The sequence below is a fragment of the Stieleria magnilauensis genome (assembly GCA_007753675.1).
In the GTDB taxonomy this organism is placed as follows: Bacteria; Planctomycetota; Planctomycetia; order Pirellulales; family Pirellulaceae; genus Stieleria; species Stieleria magnilauensis.
Map to the genome: position 1 here is coordinate 2,618,668 of CP036432.1, position 23,147 is coordinate 2,641,814.

15 protein-coding genes are annotated in these 23,147 nt (G+C 60.2%); 4 read left to right on the forward strand and 11 right to left on the reverse strand.

The window, feature by feature from the left end; translation table 11 throughout:
* Both TBK1r_RS09340 and TBK1r_RS09345 read left to right on the forward strand, forming a co-directional pair.
* Entirely contained in the window at nucleotides 1-729 is a 729-nt protein-coding gene (locus TBK1r_RS09340) for an LON peptidase substrate-binding domain-containing protein (RefSeq protein WP_145209268.1), read from the forward strand.
* A 134-nt stretch (nucleotides 730-863) separates the two neighbouring features.
* Complete coding sequence (locus TBK1r_RS09345; RefSeq protein ID WP_095739053.1) at nucleotides 864-1,202, forward strand: TraR/DksA family transcriptional regulator; 339 nt, start codon at nucleotides 864-866, stop codon at nucleotides 1,200-1,202.
* Nucleotides 1,203-1,208: 6 nt separating this feature from the next.
* Here the strand turns inward: TBK1r_RS09345 and TBK1r_RS09350 are convergent, their stop codons facing one another.
* The 10 genes from TBK1r_RS09350 to TBK1r_RS09400 form a co-directional block, all read right to left on the reverse strand.
* Complete coding sequence (locus TBK1r_RS09350) at nucleotides 1,209-2,849, reverse strand: anti-sigma factor family protein (protein ID WP_145209271.1); 1,641 nt, start codon at nucleotides 2,847-2,849, stop codon at nucleotides 1,209-1,211.
* Nucleotides 2,846-3,442, reverse strand: a complete 597-nt coding sequence (locus tag TBK1r_RS09355; RefSeq protein ID WP_372895947.1) for a sigma-70 family RNA polymerase sigma factor — start codon at nucleotides 3,440-3,442, stop codon at nucleotides 2,846-2,848. Before TBK1r_RS09355 ends, TBK1r_RS09350 begins: the two co-directional genes overlap by 4 nt.
* Nucleotides 3,443-3,604: 162 nt before the next feature.
* The gene (locus TBK1r_RS38445) at nucleotides 3,605-5,047 is read right to left on the reverse strand and encodes a hypothetical protein (protein ID WP_419581166.1); all 1,443 of its coding nucleotides are present in this window, start codon (nucleotides 5,045-5,047) and stop codon (nucleotides 3,605-3,607) included.
* Nucleotides 5,044-7,674 carry a hypothetical protein gene (locus TBK1r_RS09365; protein ID WP_145209273.1) on the reverse strand — a complete coding sequence of 877 codons (2,631 nt, stop codon included), beginning with the start codon at nucleotides 7,672-7,674 and terminating at the stop codon, nucleotides 5,044-5,046. The genes TBK1r_RS38445 and TBK1r_RS09365 overlap by 4 nt, the downstream gene beginning before the upstream one ends.
* Nucleotides 7,675-7,927: 253 nt before the next feature.
* The gene (locus tag TBK1r_RS09370; RefSeq protein WP_145209276.1) at nucleotides 7,928-8,848 is read right to left on the reverse strand and encodes a DUF4339 domain-containing protein; all 921 of its coding nucleotides are present in this window, start codon (nucleotides 8,846-8,848) and stop codon (nucleotides 7,928-7,930) included.
* Between the two features lie 5 nt (nucleotides 8,849-8,853).
* Nucleotides 8,854-11,745, reverse strand: a complete 2,892-nt coding sequence (locus tag TBK1r_RS09375) for a DUF3421 domain-containing protein (protein WP_145209279.1) — start codon at nucleotides 11,743-11,745, stop codon at nucleotides 8,854-8,856.
* Between the two features lie 8 nt (nucleotides 11,746-11,753).
* Complete coding sequence (locus tag TBK1r_RS09380; RefSeq protein WP_145209282.1) at nucleotides 11,754-13,769, reverse strand: GAP1-N2 domain-containing protein; 2,016 nt, start codon at nucleotides 13,767-13,769, stop codon at nucleotides 11,754-11,756.
* Between the two features lie 3 nt (nucleotides 13,770-13,772).
* Entirely contained in the window at nucleotides 13,773-15,122 is a 1,350-nt protein-coding gene (locus TBK1r_RS09385; protein ID WP_145209285.1) for a hypothetical protein, read from the reverse strand.
* Nucleotides 15,123-15,285: 163 nt separating this feature from the next.
* On the reverse strand, nucleotides 15,286-18,387 hold the full coding sequence (locus TBK1r_RS09390) for a protein kinase domain-containing protein (protein ID WP_419581167.1): 3,102 nt from the start codon (nucleotides 18,385-18,387) through the stop codon (nucleotides 15,286-15,288).
* Between the two features lie 143 nt (nucleotides 18,388-18,530).
* On the reverse strand, nucleotides 18,531-19,205 hold the full coding sequence (locus tag TBK1r_RS09400) for an ECF-type sigma factor (RefSeq protein ID WP_145222347.1): 675 nt from the start codon (nucleotides 19,203-19,205) through the stop codon (nucleotides 18,531-18,533).
* 467 nt (nucleotides 19,206-19,672) lie between these two features.
* On the opposite strand from TBK1r_RS09400, the gene TBK1r_RS09405 reads away from it, so the two are divergent.
* Together TBK1r_RS09405 and TBK1r_RS09410 are read left to right on the forward strand one after the other, a co-directional pair.
* A complete protein-coding gene (locus TBK1r_RS09405; protein ID WP_372899023.1) occupies nucleotides 19,673-20,719 on the forward strand; it encodes a DUF1573 domain-containing protein in 1,047 nt (348 codons plus the stop codon).
* A gap of 332 nt (nucleotides 20,720-21,051) precedes the next feature.
* A complete protein-coding gene (locus tag TBK1r_RS09410; protein ID WP_145209293.1) occupies nucleotides 21,052-22,620 on the forward strand; it encodes a sulfatase family protein in 1,569 nt (522 codons plus the stop codon).
* 94 nt (nucleotides 22,621-22,714) lie between these two features.
* Here the strand turns inward: TBK1r_RS09410 and TBK1r_RS09415 are convergent, their stop codons facing one another.
* Nucleotides 22,715-23,116, reverse strand: a complete 402-nt coding sequence (locus TBK1r_RS09415) for a Uma2 family endonuclease (protein WP_419581168.1) — start codon at nucleotides 23,114-23,116, stop codon at nucleotides 22,715-22,717.
* Between the last annotated feature and the right edge of the window lie 31 nt (nucleotides 23,117-23,147).

The following is a 23,147-nucleotide window of genomic DNA, read 5'->3' on the forward strand; positions in this document are numbered from 1 at the left end:
ATGGGTGACTTGGACGACTTGACTCGCTTGCCGGACGACTTTGACGGTCAGGTCCGCTTGTTCCCGTTGCCTTCGCTGGTCCTGTTTCCGCACGCCATGCAACCGCTGCACATCTTCGAACCTCGGTATTGCGAGATGCTTGCCGAGGCACTCGAAAGCGACGAGTTGATCGCAATGGCGACGCTGACCGAGACGCCACGGATCGGCAAAGAGGATCCGCCCATCGATCCGACCGTTTGCATCGGCAAGATCGTCTCCCACGTCGAACGTGATGACGACCGGCACAACATCTTGCTGGTCGGCATCAAACGGGCCCAGGTCACTGCAGAGGTCGATGCGGGGCGTTGTTTCCGGATCGCCAAGATCAACGTGTTGGACGATCTGTATCCGCCATCGGGGATGAACGACCGCAGCCAGCTTCGCGCCGCGTTGTTGAATGCGTTCGGCGATGTGATCCCGGCCAGCCAGAGTGTCCAACAAGGGCTGAGCGAACTGTTGGCCGGCTCGATGGGGTTGGGTCCGATCACGGACATCATCTCGCACACCCTGCCGCTTTCAGTGTCGATGAAATTGCGGTTGCTGGCCGAGCAAAATGTCGACCATCGCGCCCAATTGTTGATCGAGTTTCTGGCCAGTGGTGCCGTTCAATTGCCTGCTTCCGATCAGCAGTCCGGCGGCAATGCGGCGAAAACCCGGCTGCCGTTTCCGCCTCCGTTCAGCACCAACTAGGCGGCGACTCAGGACCAACTAAGCGGCGACTCCGGGAGGAAAGCGGGGGGTGGTGGAATCGACGTGGGGGTGCGTTTGTTCTATGTTGGTGGTTTCGTCTGCCAGGCTGATCTTGACATTCTCTAAGGAACGTGATGACAACTGAATCTGAACAACCGACTCCCGACTACTCGGCCGTTCGCGCCGAACTGCAGGCGAAGCTCGATAAGCTGGTCACTCGCGTCGAAGGTATTGACACCGACCTCAGCGAAGCGGTCAACGAAGACTGGGAAGAACGCGCGACCGAGCAAGAAGAAGACGAAGTGCTCGCCGGCTTGGGGAACGTCACGATGCGCGAGATCAACCAAATCAAAGAGGCACTGCACGCGATCGAACAGGGCACCTACGGCATCTGTGCCCGCTGCGGTGCCCACATCGATCCGGCCCGGCTGGAGATTCTGCCGTTCGCAACGACCTGCATCAAGTGCGCGTAGGGCAGCTTACCGTCGGCCTCCGCGCCGATCGGGGCGGTAGTAAATCGCCTTCATGATTTCTTCCGGCGGAAGTAGATCCAACACGTCGGGCTCTTCTCGCGAACGGTAGCGATCAAGCGGAGTCGATTCATCGGCTTGGAACGCCGGTGAATTCCGGCGAAGCGCTTCGAGGGTCCATGTCCGCAGCGTATCGCTGACCGCAACCACTTCACCGGCAAGCTCGGTCGACAGGCTCGTTAGCGCACTCAGGTCCTCGCGGGCTTGGTCATCCAACAGCGTCTTCAGGTCTTGGTATTCGCGGTCGGTAACGGGAGGAATCCGCGGAGGCGGCGGGCGTCGCCCCGGATCACGTTGTTCGTCGACGTCCGGATCATCTTCGTCAGCTGGAGCCGGCGGCCCATTGCCTGGTGGCCCATTGCCTGGTGGCCCATTGCCTGGTGGCCCATTGCCTGGTGGCCCATTGCCTGGTGGCCCATTGTTTGGCGGCCCATTGCCTGGTGGCCCATTGTTTGGCCCCCTTGGCCCGCCACCGCCGGGTCCCATGCGCAATCCGCCACTGAATCCGGAAAATCCCGGGCCACGACCTCGCCAATCGCGGTCGTCGACCATCGCGCGAAGCATGAAGTACTCCGCCCATTGTTCGTCGCGCCCCTGCTCCTTGAGCATCGCTTTGCCCCGTTCAATTCCGGCGGCCAAACCTGGTATCTGCTCCATCCGTTGCGTCAACAACCATTGCAACCACAAATAGATTCGATCCGACGTTTCTTCGCTGATCAGTTTTCCCGAATCACGGGCCAGATCGTTCATCGTGATATCGATCGCCAGGTCAATCGCATTTTGGCGCACGGCTTCGTCGGTGCTTTGCAGATCATCGCGTAATTCTTCACCGACGCTTTCGATCCAGACCGACGCGGCTTTCATGGTCCGCAATAGCTTTTCACTGTCCTTGGCGTTGCGGACTTCCCTGGCGATCCGCCTCAATTCCTGCTTGGTTTCTTCGCTGTATCCGCGATAGGCCTCCCAGCGGACGACCAACTTCTCGCGCGTCTCGGTGGGCAATGACTGCAGCGCGGCGTCGCGGTCTTGCAATGGAATGGAAGCGACCACACTGGCCGGAGCCATTTCTCGCTGACCGACCTGTTCCATCGTTTCGATCATGTTTTGCCAGCGGGGATTGTACGCAAGCTGATAAAAGAACGAAAAATTGTCGCCCAACTTGTAGGCTTCGTGGTCTTCGGCGATCGCCAGCTCTGCCAGGTCATTGCGGAGTGCGATCCGATTGGCGATCGACACGCCGATGGCGCCGGCGGCAAATCCGGCGACCAGCAAGGCGACGAAGACCAGGTGTCTCCAATGCTGGCTCACCCAGCCGGCTTCCGATTTCTTTTCCGGAATGATGTCGGCGACGAGTAGTTCGATGGTCGATTCCACCAGTTTCTCGTTGGTGGACTCTGAGGGTAACTCGTCCAGCCACTCCCACCCGGATTGCAGCGTTTGCAAACGTCGCTGAAACTCGGTCTCCGCGACCAGCCGCTTCTCGACGGCCTTCCGCTCGGCGTCGTCGAGTTCGTCATCCAAATAGGCGACCAACAGTTCATCGTCGGGATCAACCGGTTCGTCATCGGTTAGCAAGACACTTTCGCTCATGGTTCCACCTCGCTCGGGATCACCCCCGCCTCGATATACGGCTGCAAGATTTCGCGCAAGTTGACTCGTGCTCGACTGAGTAACGATTTGACCGCTTTGGTGGTCAGTCCCATCGTTTCAGCGATTTCGGCGTAGCTCAAATTCTCAAAACGCGACAGCATCAACGCCGTCCGCTGTCGCTCACCCAAGGCTTCGACCGCTTGTCGGACGATCGCGCCGCGTTCGCTGCCTTCGACCAATCGACCGGGCATCAGCGAACTGGCGTCCAACGCGGTGGCGGCCAGAATGCCGACGGCCTGGGAGCCGTCGGAGGTCACCGGTGCGTCGATCTCGTTGACCTCCTGACGCCGTCCCTGACTTCGCGTCGCGTTTCGTGCCACATTGGCCGCGATCGTAAACAACCAGGTCGAAAACTTGGCGCCGGGCTCGTAGCTGTGACGCGCCCGGAAAACACGCATGAACGTCTCTTGTGCCAGATCTTCGGCCAGATCCGGTTTGGGACCGATCGTGCGCATCAATCGAACCAGCCGAGGCTGATACTTTCGCAGCAACTCCTCAAACGCAGCGGCGTCGTCGTTTCTGACACGAATCATCAACCGGACGTCGGGGTCCGATTGCTGGTAACGCAGTGCGGTGGAATCACTAACAGCCAAACGATCGGAGACGCTAAGAGAAATGAAGAATCGGCTTCAATGCCTGAAATCGAGCATTTTAGTCTATCACGATGAAACCCGCCCTAGCAGTCCAGGTTCCGCTCATTCGTGCGCAAGCACACTTTCTCGCAGCCGCCCCAGCACTGCAACGGCGACCACGGCCAGCAATTCCACCCCGATAAACAGCAAACGAGCCAAAATCGCAGCCAACAGGGCGTGAGATCCCCCGATCACCGGCGCCAGAACCACCGCCAACGTCAACTCGCGAACCCCCGCGCCACCCGGCAGCAATGACGCGAACCCGACCACCATCGCCAACGCGATTGACGCGACCGAGGCGGCATAGAGCAGCAACGCGGAATGCGCCGTCCGTTCGCCCGGAATGCTATCAACCAGCCAAGCAAACGACGCACCGATCAAAGCCCAGGCAACGCCCTGCCCGATCCAGGCAGAGACAAAGAAACGCCAGTCGTGGCCAACCGCAACGACGACCGACTCCGCTCCAACCACCCCAGGGTCTGTCCCCATCACCCCAGGGTCTGTCCCCATCACCCCAGGGTCTGTCCCCATCACCCCAGGGTCTGTCCCCATCACACCAGGGTCTGTCCCCATCACCCCAGGGTCTGTCCCCATCACCCCAGGGTCTGTCCCCATCACCCCAGGGTCTGTCCCCATCACCCCAGGGTCTGTCCCCATTACACCAGGGTCTGTCCCCATTACACCAGGGTCTGTCCCCATTACACCAGGGTCTGTCCCCATTACACCAGGGTCTGTCCCCATTACACCAGGGTCTGTCCCCATCGATCCAGGGTCTGTCCCCAGCGATCTGGGGTCTGTCCCCAGCGATCTGGGGTCTGTCCCCGGGGGGAGGGGTAGATTGGGCGGGGTTGTTGGTTTGGGGGAGACTTTCTTGACCAGCCGCTTCAACACCGGGGGCAGGGTGGGGAGCGTCGCCAAGACGCCTCCGCAGAGTGCACACCAAGCGATCCATCGCGGTACCGGCAACAGAAAGATCAAACCTCCCGCCAACGCCGCACCGACCGCCATCATCGTCAGCGTTTCTAAAAAGACGGCGATCGAGCCGGCCACGACCGGAACCCCCACCCCCGCCAGTCGCCCCGCCCGGATCACCACCACCATCGCTTTGCCGGGCACGTACTTTCCCAAATGGCCGACCACTTGGGCGGACAAGGCGTCCTGAAGACCGACGCGATAGCCCAACACCCGTGTTCCTTCGTACAGCACCAAGCCGCCGGGAATCAGCCCGAGTCCATAGAACACGGCGGCCAAGCCGATTTTTCCCCAGGCGAGATTCACCACGTGCGGAACCCGGGACCGAGCCAACGCCAAATCAGCCTCCAACTGCCGACGCTCCGCAGCCGTTTTCGCCGATTCGATCGCCGCTTCAATCTCCGCGATCCGCTCCAGGGCCAAATTCTGTTGATGGTTCCACTGCGTGATGGCACTGCGAGTGGCCAGCACCAGCCCCACGACGACGACGGTTGCGATCAGCACTCGCGCAACGCGCTTGACGGTCGAACTCATTCGGCTTCCGGATATCGGATCGATTCCTTCCGCAACCGAACCTTCCATTTCTTGACCACCTCTTCGCGACGACTGGCAACTTCCTCTTCAGGTTTGAAGAACAGTGTCGTGCCACTGATGTCACGCAAGTGCTCCGACGCCAAGACTCGAACGGGCATCGACGGCGATTCCAGATCGGCCACCAATTCCGCGTCTCCACCGGTTTCCAACTGATCTTGCGAGTACCCGGTCAGCAGGCGAAACAACGTGTCGCCATCGGCGTTGTCCATCGCCGCGTTCTGCCCCGCAATCGCCGTCCGGACCGCTGCGGCGTCGACAATGCTGCGGTCCATCATCTGGCGAACCGCATCCAAGTGAGAGGACCAGTAAAGACGCTGCTTGGGATCGCTAAACAAGCCATCCACACCGAAGTACGCCGACGCATCACCCAACGCCAGCATCGTCTTGCCGGCAAGCGCCGCGACTTCATTGCGACGAAATCCCAAGGCAACGCGCAATGACAGCAGCAGCGAATCGGATCCGTCACCGCGGATCAACTCCAGCAAATCGCTTGCCGCTTCCGATTCCAACGATCCCGTGTCCACTTCCGGATCAATCCAAGACGGCAACTGTGGCGGTTGAGTCACCGCATTCTCGCCGGAATCCGATTCATTCAGCTTCAAAACAACCTGCGAACCGGCTGGAATCTCCACCGCGTCGCCATGTCCGCTGGCCGAAACATTGCCCGCGACGCTGGTCAGCACCACCACGGTCTGATGGTTCTGGGCCACCATCGGGTCGGCCCCCAACTGACGACGATGCGAGACTTCAAATGCCAGCACGGCCTGGCCCGTTTCTGTCTGAGCAACAATCGTGGTCTCGCCGACCGTCATCGCAACACTGTTCCCGGGTTTGGGCAATTCAACCGTGCCCCGGCCATAACGAATCTCCATGTTCACCGTCGCCTGGCCCGATTCCCAACGAACCTCGGTTGGTCCGACCAACGTGCTGGTCAGCGATTCCTCTCCGGCCAGCTGAAAACTGGCGCGATACTCGGGGCCACAAACCGTCACGCTGCCGGGGGTGACGGTGGAGTCGGGCGCCAACAGCGTCCAGTTCGATTCTCCTTGCCGTTTGGCGACTAACACATTCTCGGAAACCAATTTTGCCAGCGCCAATTCCGAAGCGGCGGCGTCATCCGCGGTCGGGTCAGCCGCACGGTCCATGTCGGGCGTTTTCGTCTCCGGATCGGTATCGCGTCGCGTCTTCGTAGCGGGCAACGAAGCGATCCGTTCCTCGCTCACCCCAGGCGGCAGCGGAGGCGCGTCGGAATCTTCCATCACGACTTCGGCGTTCCCGACCAGCGGATCGGGGATGTCGGGTGTGGGCGATGGATCGGTCAATCGATCGGGCGTCGTTGGCAACGGCGGTGCATCGGAATCCTCCATCGGTTCCGCCGTCTCGGTGGTGGCCGTCTCACCGGTGGCGGGAACCTCCACCAAGTCGGCCGCCGAATCAGGTTCCGGCGGTGCCTCGTCGCTGCCGGGCACAGGCGGCTGTATCGCGACCGGTTCCGGCGCCGGCAACATCTCCGGATCGATCGCCATCGGATCGTCCGCCTCGTCGTCTGCATCTGCGTCCGCTTCAGCCGTTTTCGAATCTCCAGTTTTCGCTTCACCGGCTCCGGCGTTCGACACGGGCTCATCACTGTCGGATTGGGAAACCGTGGACTCGGCATCGGACTGAGCGAGTTTTTGCGGTCCCAGCAGCGGCGTGAAAATCTTGCTGATGGCAAACAACAAAATCGCGACCAGCGCGAGCGTGACCAGCCACGGGGTGATCCGCGACGTGCGCACTTCTCCGTCGTAGAAATCGGAACGTTCCAATTGTTTCAGTGGCCGATCGCCGGCGAGCGGCTCGGCATCGTCCAATGCGGTCCCGGCCTCGGCAAATTGATGGGATTGTTCACGCAGTTTTGTCGCCGCCTGGAACACCCCACTATCGCTCACTCCGACCGGTTGGACGTCTTGCGGCGGTGTCGCTCGGGGATCGGCGATCGGCTGCGACGATGCATCGGGAAACGTTCCGACGGCCGCGTCGTCCGGCGTTTCTGCGGACGGCTGCGTGGACGCCCGGTCATCGGCGTCGCTGAGATCGATGCCCGAGTAACGGGGACCGATTTCGCCGGCGATCGCCGGTGAAGGGGTTCCGCCGGTCGACGGCGACAGATCCGTCGCGACGACGTTGCCGTCGGCGTCGACCATCCCGATCACACGCTCGCGCAATCGGTCCGACACTGCGGCCGGTCGCCCCAACACCATCGTCAAGATCTGGTGACAGGCCGCCGCCTCGGCAAGATGCGGCAGCGATTCCAGGCAGGCCTTTTCGATTTCAGCAATCTGCTCCGGCGGCAGTGTGCTGTCCAAAAAGTTGCTCATCATGTTGGGCTCCTCGATCGGGTGCACCGAATCGGGAGCGGGAGCGGATAACGATGGGTCGGCCACGGAGCGGCGGATCCGCTGAACCAGTTGCGTGGCGAACCCGCTCTGTTCGACCTTTTGCCGCAGAATTTCCGCCTCCTGGGGCTCAAGCGTGTTATCCAAGTAGGCCAGCAACGTTCGCAGCGTCAGTCGCATCGTTCGTCTCATCACTAAACAGAGTCGGGGGAAGTCACTCAGTTAGTGGCGCGCGACGCGTTGATCCGTGCAAAAAAAGCAGTTTTCTGGGAAAGACTTCGCAGAATCCGCGACGTCGCGGGGCCCGGCACGGTGGGTCACGCTGTGCTTGAGAACGGCATGCACAGCATGCCCTGCGAAACTCGGACAGGACACGGTGTGCGTGACAAACGTGGTAGCGACAACGGCATGCACAGCATGCCCGACGAGAGCCAGCTCGGTTGTTTTACGCCAGCACGTTGGTGATCGGCACGTTGGTGGCCAGGGCCGTGATCAGGATCAGCAACAGGATCCCCAGCCAAATCATGACGGCGACCGAGGTCATCACCCAGAATTGGTTCAACGTCCGGGCGGCCATCAAGGCGGCGATTGCCGAGGACGACTGGGCGGCGGCTTTCAGTTTGACCGCCGACTGCACCGCCATCACGCCGGCGATCGCGGCCACACCGCTGAGCGAGATCCGGATCGCGGCAGACATCGTGTCGGATTTCAGCTTCCTGCCGCCCTGATTGAGGGCCACGATTTGGCCGACCATAAAGATCGCGGCGATGATCAGCAGGCTGACGCCGAAGGCCAGGATCAGGGCGTGGTGTTTGGCCAACTCGGTCGACAACGCGCCGCCATCGGACGGGGGCGTCTCGCTGGTGACGTGTGACACGATCGTCTGACCGCCGCCGGCAGGGGCACCGCCGAACAATTCCGGAATCACTTCGGCAGCCGGTTTCCACGTGTCCATGCCGTTCTTCCAAACCAACGAATCCTTCTTGAGGATCTTCGCCTCGCTGTAGAGACGCATTTGGTCCATCGAAACCGGGCCCTGTTTTTCACCATTGACGTGAGCGTACCACTGGGCCGTGGCGTTGTCGTTGGAAGCCGGCGCGGTTCCGCCTTCGCCGTGTGAGCCTTCGCTGCCCGGCGGCACGCTCGACGCCGACGCCGCCATGTCGCCGGCCATGCCACCGCTGGCGACCGCTCGGGGAAAGAAGTTTCCGAACTCATCGGCCTTCATCCAACTCAACCCGTCGCCGGACAACTCATGCATCCGAGTGACCTGGCCCCGACGGACCATGTCCTTGACCTTGTCCGGAGTCAGCGGGCCGATCGTTCGACCGCGGAAACGAATGAAGACACGTTCGATTTGAGTCATGCGATTCAGTTCGGAAACAAGAACAGGGGGCGTCCCGGGACTTGATGCACGGGATTGGGTGTCAATTGAACATGGCCTTGCTGCAATTTTCCGACCGGAAAAATCGACGTCTCCGCATCACCCTCTCGGGAGGCCGCGGCGACATACAACGTGCCGTCATATTCTGGAGTTCCACCGCGAAGATGATACTCGATTTGGCCGCCGGACGATTTGGTCAGAAAACCGACCCACTTGAGCCGCTGGGCGGCAATGGTTTCGTAGTCGGACAAGGGGTTGGCCAAACGTCGATAGGCGATGGGCAATTCGGCCGCAATCACCCGCTTGACCTCCGCGTTCAGTTCGGGGTCGGTCGGTCGCGATTGGTGCCACTGCTCACGGACGCTGCTGCGCCGCACCAGTGTCCGCATCGTCAACGGAATCATCTCCTTGAGTTCGTTGCTGCCACGCGTCGCGGCGTCGAGCAGGTAATAGATCAACCATTCTTTGATGACGCCGTCGAGTTCTGGTCGCTTCATCACCTCGCTGACCTGTAACAGAAACGTCAGTTCCCATTTGGTGTCAAACCCGATCGCCTGCTTGGACTTTTGGCTGACGACTTGGGCGATCGATTGATTCGGTTCGTCGATGACCTTCGGCAACGGCCCCTGAAAGGCTCGGTTGCGGACACCGCCGAGCGGATCGGACACGACGTCCACGCCGATACTACCGGCGCGGGACATGCGGTCGGCGTTTTGTTCGGCAAAGGTCTTGTAGATCAAATGCGACGTCGTGCCGGTGGGGCTTTCGGAATCTGGAATCGGCAGCGTGACCAATTGCGACAGCGGATGTTTGGCGATCAAGCCAAAGGCGCCGTCCAGGATGACCCTCCGCCCGACGATCTCTTTCATCGTCTCGGTAAATTGCGGCATGGCCTGCAAGACCGGATTGGGCGAAGCGACCGATTGGATTCTCTCTGCCGACTCGATCAACGCCGCCGCTTCGGTCGACGTCACTCCATTGTTCAACTTGGATTCCAGGTCACCCAACCACGCATTGATCCGCTCTACATTCAACCAGTGATCCTCTTCATCGATGACGGTACGAAATTCGATGAAGCCGGTGCGTGAGACCGACTGGGTGGAAAAGTCTCGTAGCCGATCGGAGTAGACTTCCAACGAACGGGAGTTGAGCAACGAGTCGATGGCCGCATCGCGTTGCTGGGACACCATGCTTTCGTCCTTGAGACGTTTCAACGTCGAATCGACTTGCGCCCGAAGCGTTTCCTGTTTCGCCCGGGCCGTGTCCGAGGCGAGCGGGAATTGGTTGGGGAGCCGAACGATGGACGAGAGCAGCTGCCCGATGGCCTGGCGGTTGCCGGTCGAATCGCCGCGTGAAGACAGTTCGGCGAACTGACGCTGAAACTCGGCGACCTTTCCGATCATTTCATCGGACTGCCGCATCGCCTCGCCGGCCCGATAAGCCGCCTTGCGTTGACGGAGATCATCGACGCGGGCCTGCTCGCCGGGCGTGGCGGCCAGCTCGTCGAGTTGCGGCAAAAGAATCTCGTCGATCAACGCCGGGTCATCGTTGCTGGCCTGGGCGATCAGCTTGTCGAATAATTCTTGCCGTGCGGCCTGTTTCTCAATCGCTTTCTTTGCCGTCGCCTGCATCGCGACCATTTGCGGCAACCGTGCCAGGTCCGGGTCGGAGGCCAGGACCGAGTTGTAGAAGTCCATCGCCGCGTCGTACTGTTCGGCTTCGACAAACCGGGTCATCTGGTCGACGCTTTCTTGTTGTACGGATTGCTTTCCCGAGGATGCGAGGAACATACCGATGCCGACGATTCCCACCAGAACGACCGCTGCGATCCCGGCTCCGATCAGGATCATTTTGCGTTTGGCTTGCTTGGCCGGCTGATTGGCCAGCTCTTCGACGCGCTGCGTCAGGTCTTCGGGCAACGGCTCACCGAACCGCGATGCCTGATCATAGGCCTTCTTGACCGCTTCGATCGGCGAATCGGACTCCAGCGTCGACTCCAGATTCGCCATCGCCATCTGCCGTTCACTTTCCATCACGGCTTGCCGATCCAAGTCTTCGAGCCACTGCATCGCTGGGGCGACGCTGGATTCCAAATGGCCCGGCACACTGACCTTGTACTTGGCGCGAACCGATTGCCATTGTGATCGCAGCGTTCTGGCGAGCGACTCGTCACGATCTTCAAACGCCGCGTTGATTTGCGGGGCCAAGACACCGAGTTCGGATTCTTGAGATTGACGGACGTGGGCTTCGGCGGCGAAGGCGCATTGATCGATCAACCGCGACGAGGGCGCGACCCGCCAGTTGCCGCTGGTCAACTCTTGGTTCAACTGATACAGGTAGCGCGAGTCTTCTTGTTCCAGGGCGTGTTTGAGCTCATGATCGATCTGACTGAGCCGCACCTTTTCCCATTTCTCCACATCGTCATGCCAGACGCCGTTGGCCGAATCCACGCGGGCAATTTGCCGAAGCGTTCGCAGGCGGACCGCCAACAACGCTTTGGCGATCGCCAACCGTCGATGCCGTCGCAGCAGTGCGTCCAGCGGCAGACTTTCGATGATCGCTTCATTGATCTGGGCGACGTAGTCCTGGTTCAACTTCGGCGGCAGCGGGATCCCCATGAACTGAAGAATTTCGTTCCATTCATCCCATTCGGGAAACTCCAGTTCGGCCGCTGCGTCGAGCGCATTGGGCGTCATTTCAACGCGTTGAATCGCTTCGCTGCGGAGCCCTTTGCGCAGCAACATGACGGCATCGTCGAGTCGCTGATTGACCTCCTGGACTTGTGTCCGGTAGGAATCGGCGAGTACACGCATCTCGTCTTCGGCAATTCCATCGCGTTTTTCGAGAGCGCGTCGGATCTTGTCAACGGTCGTCGGCATGGCAACACTTACCAGGAAAAATGTATGTGAAGCGGAACACGTCGCAGCACGACCGTTTCCGATTCCAGGAATTTCAATTCGGGAACTTCAACCCGATGGCCTTCTGCCAAGACGGCGAAGGCGGCGTGGAGTTCGGCGGCGACTTGGGCGAGCTGACCACAGTCATCGACGATCTGCACCAGTGCCGCCTGTTGGTCTTTCTTCAACGCCTTGTTAGACGACTCGAGCTTGGACCGCAACGACGCTTTTAGTTTGGTTGACGCCTCGGAAAGGTCCACTCCTCCGGCACGGCGAATCAGCGATTCGATCCGAGCCTGGGCTTTCCCCGGGAACAGGTGGCGAAAAAACGCTTCGGTGACCTCTTTTAAATTCGGCGGCAACGCGGCGCTCTCCCGCTCAATGGAATCGGCCAAATCCGCGAACCGGGCCAGCTTGACCGCGGCGGTCTGGTACGCCCGACCCTGCTCGCTGAACCATCCGTTTTCGCTGGAAAGATCCAAATCAGCGATCGCGATCAGGTCGCCGGTCTGGCGGCTCCAATAGACCTTCGTCGGACCCAACGGTTCGGGAACCGAGGGCAACTGCTCAACGGTCAGCGTTTGCGCCCTCTCGGTCAATTGAGTGGTCACGACGACCAGTTCCTCGGCCGCCCCCAACGACTGGGGACTGCCGCCCCAAACAACCAGTTTGGTGCGTTTGATGTCGGGAGCGTTGTCCGTATCGTCTGGGATCGGCTTGAGGCGCACGTAGCCCCGCAGCGAAACCGGCCCCGGCAGCGGCGTTTCACCATCGGGATGCTGGACGGCAAACTCCAGCAGTTGTTTCTTGTCGTAGTGCAGGACCAAGTCGAGGGTCTCGATCGGCACCGGAACCGGCGCCGGAGCTGGTTTTTCTTCTTCGATCGGCGGTGTGATGTCGATCGGCATTTGCGGTGCCGGCGGCGGACCCGATCCCGGCAGGATGGGAAGCCCCGCCATCAGTCGTGCCACCGTCCAGGTCGCCATCAATCCGATGATCACCATCAACACCGAACCGGCCATCACAAGTTTTCTGCGTCGCTCCCTGCCGCGGATCAAATCCATCGGCAACGACGGGGGTTCGATCGGTGGCGGCGGCCCGGGCGGCGCGTCATCATCGGACGACCACGACGATTCGACGGGGGTGGCCACGTCGACTTCTTGGACCGCGTTGAATCCCCCGCTGGCAATCGGCGTTCCGGTTTCTCCTCGAATCACCCCCCGCGCCCGCTCCACCCATTGAGACGCCGTCGTGATCGATTGGTGCTTGGTCAAATCGATCGATTTCCCAGCGGAAGCCGCAAACCGTGCCTCTTCGGTACCGACCGGGACGAAACGGATCTTGCATTCGACGTCCGGGGGGATGTTCGCCGCAAACGTATTGAACGTGGCTCGCCAGCGTTGGCTGGCCGGCAACAGGGCGATCGATTCGTCGATCAGTTCCAGCAGTCGCCCCTGTTGGTTCAACGGGTAGATCACCCATAGCGGCGTCGCGTCGGGTTGCGAAATCGCTTCGGCCACCACGCCGCCCCAACCGGCGTCGCCGGCGACCGATTTCCACGACGTGCAGATCCGCGGCGGTTGGTCGCCGCGGGGAATCTCCGGTCCACTGGCCGGTGTCTCACACTGCCCCAGCCATTCGCTGCGCAGGACCGAACCCTGGCCGATCAACCAAGCCGGCCCCGCCGCAGGCATTTCGCTGGGGTCAATCGTGACGTGATGGGCGATCTTATTGGTCCGTCCGGAGTAGTCGGTTCCGTAGGCCGCAACGCGGGAAAGGACCGAAACGATTTGACCGCCCAGATTGACGCGTTGATGGGCAAGCGAAACAGGGTTTTCCGAAGCCCGACTGCTGTCCGGTGGAAATAGATGCCGGTAGCTGGAGATCGCTTCCAACTTTCCGATCACATTGATCGGCATCCCTGCCGTCGTCAGGACCGTACAGAAACCTCGACTGCCATGACGCAGCCCTTGGGGCGCGGACGTGTAAAGTAATTCAGTACTCAAAGGTCACTCGAGTTGTTCCGTCAGCCAGCGACCATCGTCCAACGACGCGGTATCACCGGTCGCTCCGACCAGACCGCCCGCCCAATTGTGCAGCGCCATCAACATCGGGATCTCGACCCAATACGGCTGCATGTCGCGTGGGCGAATCCCCAACGCGCCGGTTGCCGGATCGACCGTCGGACTGCTGCCGCTGGCGCTGACGGGGATGAAGGTCAAACTGGTGGAGAACCCTTCGGCCGCGGCGACGATCTCGGGACAGATCTCCGCCATCAATTCGCCGACCCGCTCCGACGTTTCTTTGATGCGTCGGCTGTCGAGCGAGCAAAACTTACTGCCCTTGACCGGCAAATACGGCTCCTCGGTCGAAACATCCGGCAACAGATTCTTCCACGCATCCCACTTCGTCACAATCACGATCAGCGGACGCTGATGCAATTCATCGTCGCGAAGGCCGGCATGGCGACGCACCCGCTGGATCGCTTCCAACAGGATCGTGTCTTGACGCACCGTGGTCTCGCGAGCCAAGCGTGAGGTACGAGACACCATCTGCGGATCCTCGGTCTTGCCTTCGCAGGCGCGGCGGAAACGCGTGTCTTGAGTCGGATCGAAACAGAAGAACAAACACTTCGAACAGGCCAAGTGCCGCGTGACCGGGTTGACCGTCTTGTCCGCCCCCGGAAAGAAACTCTCCCCCGCGTTGTCGTACAGACAAACCAGCTTGGAAATCTCACGGTTGCGACGGTAACGCGGATGATTGGACAGCGGTTGCAGATTAAACATGAACGGCCGCGGCAACGAGACGCTGTGGTCGCCCATGTCGACCGTGTCATACATGTCCCCCTGCTCCTCCGTTTTCGCCAACGCGACCGGCGTGTCCAAATCCGGGTTCATGAACTGCAACTCTTCGTATTCATGAATCCGCGAATTCGTTTCCGCATCCACATCGCTGAGCGAAACGGCGAAACGTTTCGGCAAGGTCTGACGAAGCTTCCAGGACATCGACGTCAGAAAATAGCTTTTGCCGCACGCCGGGGCACCGAAGATGCTGAAGAACAGACTGGGTACCTGGTACATCGAACGCGGCACGTGCAGATGACATTTGGGACAGGCCATCCGAGTCGCGTACTGCCCCATCTCGTCGATCGCATCGCCCTGAGGACTGAACCGACTGGGCAAAAACCGCTTGGCATGCTGGAACCCCAATTTGGCATCGCCCAGCAAATCAGGGTGCTCGGCAATCCAAAGTGACTCCTCAGGCGCATAGGCATGCCAGCAATGCGGACACGTCACCTTGTTGAGCAACGTCAGGGCCTGAGTTCTTACTGCGGTCGGCATGCGGGAAAAGTCGCTCATGCGGGGAGGAATCTGGAAAGTGAACGCATCAGCAGTCTAGTCGACTAAGGGGCTCGATTCCAGCAATCAGCGTCTCCAGCATCCCGCACTCCTGGTGCCGGGCGATCGAATGTTCTCCCGGCTGGACCGATTGTAGGCATTGGTCCGTCATTGCGGCATCGGGTCAGGCACTTCGACCGATATTTGCCGTCGATGGCAGGTAGGGGGCGGCGGCCGGGCGGATGCGTAGCTGGAAGAACGCCGGATGCTGGGCCAGCAACAGGGAAAACATCGTCGCTCCGGATTCGCTCAACAGACCCAGCATCGAATCGTCCAACTTCGGCAGGGTTCGCAAATCAAAGATGGCCCGATTGAGTGTCGTGCCGAACGGGCCGTAGGGATACGCTGCCAACGTGTTTTCACGCAAGCGAAAGTAATCCTGTGACGTCGTCGGCGTCGTTGCCATCCCCTGCTGCTCGGCGGCGCGTTGGAAATCGCCTCGCTGTTCGTAGATGTCGATCAGCAATCCGACCGCGAGCTTTCGCGAAGGATTGGATTCGGGCGTCGAGTCGCGATAGCGTTGGGCATCGGTCAGGGCGCGGCGATCATATTGAAAGAACCAATCCACACGGCTTTTGTCGGTTTTGATCAGCATCGACAACGGGTTCAATTTCGTCGCCGTGCGTAACGCGTCGATCGCTTGCTCGCCCAAACCGAGCGCCGCCAACAGCAAGCCGCGCTGATGCTGGACCTGAAAGTTGTATCGGTACTTGCGATGCAATTCGGCGAAGATCCGATAGGCTTCTTCGAAATGATCCAGCGACTGCCATTCGATCATCGCTTGGGCCAATCGAGCGTCGACGGAGTTGGGATCTTTTTCGAGCGCCTTGGTCATGCTGCTGCGCGCCTTTTCCAGATGGGCGAGCGATTCGGCCGCGTCGGTTCGTGAGGCCAGGGTCAGCGAAGCGAGGGCGATTGCCGCCAACGGTTCGCTCAACCGTGGGTCTTCTTCGTGGGCTTTTTCAAAACAACTGAGCGCCCGCATCAGTCCCTTGGTGCTGTCGGCATCCGCGTAGGCATGCCCTTTCATCATGCATCCGTAGGCCATCGGATCCGGCGCATCGCTCTTTTGCCCGCTGGTGACCAGGGCACGTCCGATCTGTTTGGCAACGTCCGACGCCACCGCGCTTTGCGTCAGGAATTGTCCTCCCGGCAAGGCGCCCGACTGCTCGGTCACAAACTGTTTGCCGTCGATCAGACTGCCGTCGACGGCACTGACGAGTTGCCAGCTGACGACCCAATAGGTTTGTTGTCCCGCCGTCTGGCTTTCGAAGGCCCCGGTCAAAAACGCATCCACCCCCAGTTCTTCGCCGAGCGCGACAAACTGTTCGGGCGTTTGGGCCGTCAACGGACGGAAGGGCAGCACCGTCAGGCCGTCCACCGCCGACAGTTCATTGACGAGCGCGGAGGCCAGGATTTCACCGTCGGCAAGGCCGCGCTCGGCCAACGGCATCGCTCCGTCGGTCGGCTCCCCCGCCTTTGCGTTGATGTCACGAAGTTCCAACACCGCGATCGATTGGATCGATCCCAACCGCGAGGACGTCTTGCCCAATGACAGCCCGCCCAGCATGCCGCCGAACAGACCGCCGGCCAAGGTCGTCAACATGTGTCGCCGCAAGATCCCCTCGCCGGCTCCCTGTCGGTCGGCCGAATCGTGGGTCCGCGGTGAAGTTGCCGCGCCGCTGCTGCTCAAATCGAAACGACGCAATCGCGCGTATACATCCGTTGCCGTCGGGCGTTTGGCGGGATCCTTGTTCAGGCACTGGGCGATCAGTTCACACAACACCGCTGACTTCTCGCAAGGGCCGTGATCATATTCGACTTCTCCCCTCAGCGTGCCGGCCAATCGATCGGCCGGAGTCTCACCGGGGATCGCCTGCTTTCCATAAAACACCTCGTACAGCACGCACCCGAATCCAAACATGTCGGCCGCGCTCGTCGCCGATTCGCCCCGCGCCTGTTCGGGCGCCATGTATCCGGGTGTCCCCAGGATCATTCCCGATCGAGTCCGACTGGTGTCTTGATCGTCATCAGCGAACGCCGAATCACTGACCCGCGAGAGTCCGAAATCGACCAACTTGACTCGCGGCGCCGAATCGCCTGCCGAATCGTGATGGTCGACCAACATCACGTTCTGTGGTTTCAAATCGCGATGGATCACCCCCGCGGCGTGCGCGGTCGCCAAGGCGCCGGCGATCTGCATCCCGATCTGACAGGTCTGCTCGGGCGACATCGGACCGGCGACCAGTTGCTCGGCCAAGGTCAGACCGCTCAGGAACTCCATCACCGCATACGGCGCATCGCCCGCCATCCCGACGTCGAACAGTTCCACAATGTTGGGATGCGACAGCGCCGCGACAGCCTTGGCCTCGCGTTCAAATCGCTCCACCAGCTCAATCCGTCGGGGGTCCGACGGTGCCAAATGCGGAAAACCCAACATCTTGATCGCAACAGGGCGGTCCAACCGTGTGTCCAGGGCGCGATAGACGATTCCCATCCCGCCACGGGCCAGAACCCGACCGATCGCATAGGGCCCGATCGCGCTGACCGATTCGCCGCGGGCCATGCGATCGTTGGCAACGGCTCGCTCAGCGGTGTCAGAAGATTTCGCCGAGGCAGGAGATTTCGCTGAGGCAGCATGGCCCTTCGAGGGAGGGCGTTCGCTCGCTTTCGGTGTTTGCCCCGCATCCGGCGACGGAGCCATCCATTGGGTGGCTCGTGGACTGTCATCCACTGGACCGGCATCCGCGAGGCCAGCCGCGGGATCCACCTGGTCATCCACCTGGTCATCCACCTGGTCATCCACCTGGTCATCCACCTGGTCATCCACCTGGTCATCCACATCGGTCGCTGGTCGCTCATCGACCAGCGGACCGCTTGGGTCGCTGGGGTCGGTCGGGCCGCTTAGGTCGGTCGGGTCGGCAAAACCCAACACCGGTTCCGGTCGCACGGGGACGCCGGTCTTGGACTGAAACGGTGTGGGCCGAGATTCGGCCGCCTGGCTGGCGCGACGTCGTTTCGCTTGTAGTTCGTTATCGATTGCCAGCAACTCTTCACGCAACAGTTCGATGTGTTCGCGCAGCGGCGTGCTGCGATGTTGCGCAATGAACAATTTGATGGCCTGTTCGACCGACAACGGGCGATCGGACTGGAAACACTCCTCGAATTCCAGGCAAACCGTGTCGATCGCGGCCAATTCGTCGGCGGTCAGGTCGTCCAAGTTCATCGTGTGTTACTACCGGGTCACTAGCTTGTTTGTACCGTGTCGCTGGGCTCGACGATCGGGTATTCAACGATCGGGTATTCAACGACCTGGCATCCCCCGATCGGGCGAACCATGATCCATGATGAAGCGTTCAACGGCCGGGCTCAAACCGACTCGTCCAGTTCCTCGTCGTTGGAATGAACGGCTTCGGACCAAGTCCGCCGAATCAATTGCAACCGCCGCTCGGTTGCGCGTTTGCTGAGCCCCAGCCGGTCAGCAATCTCGTCGACCAAGAAACCATCCATCCGCATCACTGCGATTTGACGCAGCTGGGCGTCTGGCAATTGATCCAGCAGCGCGTTGCACGTCTCTTCCAGCTCGACGTTAAGATCCGCGGTCATCGACTCGTCGGAAACCCCACCGATGCCGGGTGACTTGCGAGTCTCGTCTTCATGCATGAACACCGATTCCCCCCGAACGGCTCCGCCGCCCCGTTTCTGACGGGTCTGGTACCTCAGGTGGGCGTTGACTTTGCGGCCGGTCAGCGTGATCAACAACCCCCACAGGTTGTCGGGGCCACTGAGATCAGGAAACTGGTCGCGTCGAATTCCCGCAATAAAACTGTTGAAAGCCGACAGTGCGATGTCTTCTTCGTCACCGGCTCGCTTGAGGTTTGAGGGCAGACGTTTGGCCGCCAAACGCACCAACCGTTGAAAGTACCCGTTCCAAAGCTCGCCGATCGCTTCATCGTCTCCCTTGCGAACACGCTCCATCGCAGCGGCAAACCGTTCCGCTGCACTGCTGTCGGCTCCGGGCTGATCGTTGGGGTGGTTGTCCATCACGTTCAGATTGTTGCGCCATTCCATAACATCGTCCAGACGATCAAAAAAACAGTGGATTGGCTGGATTTGGATGCTGCAAAGCAAGTGTCGAAGCAAAGCGGGGCGCAAGGTCGACCTCGTCGCGATAATCCGACCGCAGGATTATACGGATCTTGCGGAAAAACAGTTCAACCGAGGGGGATTCCCTTGCCCGTCTTCCTGGATTCGGTAATCATTCCCATCGTAACAGGATTCATTTCGGAGAATACGACAAGGGTTCACCAACCGGTCTCAACCCGACATTCCACAATCGCCCCCGCAGCCTGAGACGGCGGTGGGCCTGTGGCTGGACCGCTGGATGGACCGTGTCGCCCGATCGCCGCGATTCCGAGCGATCGGCATTTTCCGGTGCCTTGGCGACCAGGAACCTATTCCCGACCTAAGTTCCCTCCAGCGGGGAGCACCTTGGGGAGTATTCGCGCTGCATGAACACTGTCACTACACAACATCGCCATCCGGGGGGAATCCAACACATGTTCCGCGCCACCGTCATCGCTCTTGCGACCCTTGCGACTTCGTTCTCGATCGCTGCATCCGCACTGGCCCAATCGCAATGGCCCGACAATGCCTTTGCAATCAAGAAGCATGACTTTGGCACCGTAGCGGTTGCTTCCAAAACCGAATTCCGCTTCCCGGTCTACAACCCCTACACGCAACCGCTGCACATCCAAACGGTCCGACGAAGCTGTGGATGCACGACACCGATCGTCGAAACCGAGTACATCGAGCCCGGCCAAACGGGGTCGATTCTGGCGCGATTCAACACCGACACCTTCCGGGGCACCAAGGGCGCAACACTGACCGTCGTGATCGACAAACCGTTCTTCAGCGAAGTGCGGCTGCGTGTCGACGGCTACATCCGCAGCGACATGGTATTCCACCCCGGTGCGATCGAGTTTGGCACCGTCAACCAAGGCGAATCGGACAGCAAGACCACACGCGTGCTGTATGCCGGCCGCAGCGATTGGGAAATCGCCGACGTGCGAAGCAATGTGCCGTGGCTGGTCCCGAGCAAGAAACTGGTCAGCCGAAGCGCCGGCCGGGCCGATTATGAGCTGACCGTCGCGATCCGCGAAGACGCACCCACCGGGCCGTTCCAAAACGAAATCATCGTCATCACCAACGACACCAAACGCCCCGAAGTCCCCTTCCCGGTCAGCGGCAACGTCGAAAGTCCGCTCAGCATCTCGCCCCAAGCGATCGCCTTTGGCAGCTTGAAGCCGGGCCAAAAAATCGAAAAGCGATTGGTCATCAAAGGTGCCACCCCGTTCACGATCGAATCGATCACCTGTGAAGGCTGGGACGTCTCCTTCCCCCAAGCCACCGTCGCCAAGACGATCCACATCGTTCCCGCCACGTTCACCCCGACCGACGCCGAAGGCCCTCAAAAAGTGACCGTCCTGATCACCACCGCCGGCGATCAATCCGTCACCGCCAAAGCCATCCTGACCGCCGACATCCGCGAGCAGTGATTCGCGAGCAGTGATTCGCGAGCAGTGATCCGCGAGCAGTGATTCGTGGTTTAGTTCCAATCGGGGCGCTTTTTGTTAGCGGCAGGGCGCGCGCCCAATACCGCTAAATCGACAAGATTTTGACCACGGCACAGCCCGAAAGCTTGCGTTAAACGGCCGATCATCCATTGACATCAGCCCGTTCGCGCCAGCGCACGGGCGCCCATCGATGTCGATTGAGCGGTACTGGACGGGCGTCTTGCTGCGAAACAATGCTCCATAGCGACCACGTCCGGGGCCGGCAGACTATCTTGGGCATTTCTGTCCTTCCGCCCTGGCCCCGATACGATTCCATGCCTCAACGTCTTGTCCGCCTTCGGTTCGTCTGCCTCGCGCTGTTTTTGTTTCCGATCGGACCACTCTCGTGGCGCCTCTTCCCCCAAGACGCTGTCGCCGCGGGGCCTCCCAACATCGTGTTTGTCCTGTGTGACGACCATCGATATGACTGCTTGGGCGTTGCCGGCCATCCGTTCATCGAAACGCCGCACATTGATGCGATCGCGTCGGCCGGTGCAATGTTCACCAATGCCTACGTCACGACGTCGCTATGCTCGCCCAGTCGCGCGTCGATCTTGACCGGACAATACGCGCACAACCACCGCGTCGTGGACAACTACCACCCGGTCGATTCGAGCCTGGTGTTCTTTCCCCAACAGCTTCAAAAAGCCGGCTACCAAACCGCCTTTATCGGCAAATGGCACATGGGTGGAGACATCGATGACCCGCAGCGTGGGTTTGACCACTGGGTCGCGTTCAAGGGGCAAGGCACCTATTGGCCCGATGGTCACGGCACGACTCGTGAAGTTCCCCAAACGACCTACGACGGTTTCAACGTCAATGGAAAACGCGTGGCACAAAAGGGCTACATCACCGACGAGTTGACCGACTATGCCATCGACTGGCTCGAGCAGCGGCAATCCGAACAACCCTTCTTCTTGTACGTCAGCCACAAGGGCGTTCACGCAGACTTCGTGCCCGCGGATCGACACCGAGGACGCTATGACGACGAAGCATTGCCGATCCGCATTCCGACTCCCGAGCAGATGGCCAGCGGAAAGCTACCGATGTGGGTCCGCAATCAACGCAACAGTCGGCACGGGGTCGATTTCGGATACAACATGGCCGATTTCTCACCGACGATCTATTACCGCCGCTACTGTGAATCGATTCTTGCCGTGGATGACAGTGTCGGTCGCCTGGACCAGTACCTGCAACAATCCGACCTCGCCGACAACACCGTGTTCGTCTACATGGGCGACAACGGATTTCAGTTCGGCGATCACGGGCTGATCGACAAACGCGTCGCTTACGAAGCAAGCGCCAAGGTCCCGTTGTTGATGAAAGCGCCCGGCCGAATCCCGCCGGGCCAAACCTACACCGATCTGATCGGCAATATCGACATCGCGCCGACGCTGCTGGAAGCCGCCGGTGCGGAATCTCCTCCGACAATTGATGGGATCAGCCTGTGGAAGTCGATCTGCGGCACGTCGACCGACGACGTGACTCGAAAACATCTGTTGTACGAGTATTACTGGGAACGCAACTATCCCCACACGCCGACCTTGCACGCCGTGATCGGTGGACGCTGGAAATACATTCGCTGCCATGGACTTTGGGATCGCGATGAGTTTTACGACTTGCAAAATGATCCCGAGGAAATGAACAACCTGATCGATGATCCCTCACATCAAACGCGAATCAAAGCAATGAATCAGACACTCTGGTCGTTGCTGAAGGAATCCGAGGGCAACGAGATTCCGTTGTTGGAAGACCGCGGTCCAAACTTCCCTTGGCGACATCCCGATCACTCGCCGCAGGCAGAATTCCCCGACGAGTATTTCCGCGAGAGCGAGAAAGGTTGACGCGGGCGTGACGCGTCGGGATACAAATAGCCCGCGCTGGTGCGGAATTCACTGCCTTAGCAAACGCACGTCGACCAAAATTTCGCAGGCATCACTAATCGTCAAGATGATATGGAACGCGGCACTCCTGATACAGGGCGCGCTTCTGGCAGAGATCACGCTGGCGAGTTGACCCGGAGAGCACTTCCACGACGATGGCCGGTGCCGATTCAATGTGGCCATCGGGTGGTGCTCCGCAGACCACCGAAATATCGGGCCGAACCACGGTGTCGGCGGAGATGATCCAATCGATCTCGGCCAGCACTGCTGCACTGCACTTGGCGTGATCGATGGCATTAGTCAACGCCGTCCCCAAACGCATCAGCATTCCCCCATGGCGACCGAAAGGACTGGGCGTCATCGCCACCGCAGTGCCCTGCCACAACTCCCAATCACTTTCCCACAACCGGTAATCGTCGATTGTGTAGTGAGGTGAATACCGATCAGCGGAACTCATCAGCGGATCTGCGAGAAAGCATGCGCAACGT

Bases quoted from the DNA above. Each gene is read 5' to 3' on its own strand.
- TBK1r_RS09340 (WP_145209268.1), top strand. From the start codon at position 1: ATGGGTGACTTGGACGACTTGACTCGCTTGCCGGACGACTTTGACGGT.
- TBK1r_RS09345 (WP_095739053.1), top strand. From the start codon at position 864: ATGACAACTGAATCTGAACAACCGACTCCCGACTACTCGGCCGTTCGC.
- TBK1r_RS09350 (WP_145209271.1), bottom strand. From the start codon at position 2,849: ATGAGCGAAAGTGTCTTGCTAACCGATGACGAACCGGTTGATCCCGAC.
- TBK1r_RS09355 (WP_372895947.1), bottom strand. From the start codon at position 3,442: ATGATTCGTGTCAGAAACGACGACGCCGCTGCGTTTGAGGAGTTGCTG.
- TBK1r_RS38445 (WP_419581166.1), bottom strand. From the start codon at position 5,047: ATGAGTTCGACCGTCAAGCGCGTTGCGCGAGTGCTGATCGCAACCGTC.
- TBK1r_RS09365 (WP_145209273.1), bottom strand. From the start codon at position 7,674: ATGAGACGAACGATGCGACTGACGCTGCGAACGTTGCTGGCCTACTTG.
- TBK1r_RS09370 (WP_145209276.1), bottom strand. From the start codon at position 8,848: ATGACTCAAATCGAACGTGTCTTCATTCGTTTCCGCGGTCGAACGATC.
- TBK1r_RS09375 (WP_145209279.1), bottom strand. From the start codon at position 11,745: ATGCCGACGACCGTTGACAAGATCCGACGCGCTCTCGAAAAACGCGAT.
- TBK1r_RS09385 (WP_145209285.1), bottom strand. From the start codon at position 15,122: ATGAGCGACTTTTCCCGCATGCCGACCGCAGTAAGAACTCAGGCCCTG.
- TBK1r_RS09390 (WP_419581167.1), bottom strand. From the start codon at position 18,387: ATGAACTTGGACGACCTGACCGCCGACGAATTGGCCGCGATCGACACG.
- TBK1r_RS09400 (WP_145222347.1), bottom strand. From the start codon at position 19,205: ATGGACAACCACCCCAACGATCAGCCCGGAGCCGACAGCAGTGCAGCG.
- TBK1r_RS09405 (WP_372899023.1), top strand. From the start codon at position 19,673: ATGAACACTGTCACTACACAACATCGCCATCCGGGGGGAATCCAACAC.
- TBK1r_RS09410 (WP_145209293.1), top strand. From the start codon at position 21,052: ATGCCTCAACGTCTTGTCCGCCTTCGGTTCGTCTGCCTCGCGCTGTTT.
- TBK1r_RS09415 (WP_419581168.1), bottom strand. From the start codon at position 23,116: ATGAGTTCCGCTGATCGGTATTCACCTCACTACACAATCGACGATTAC.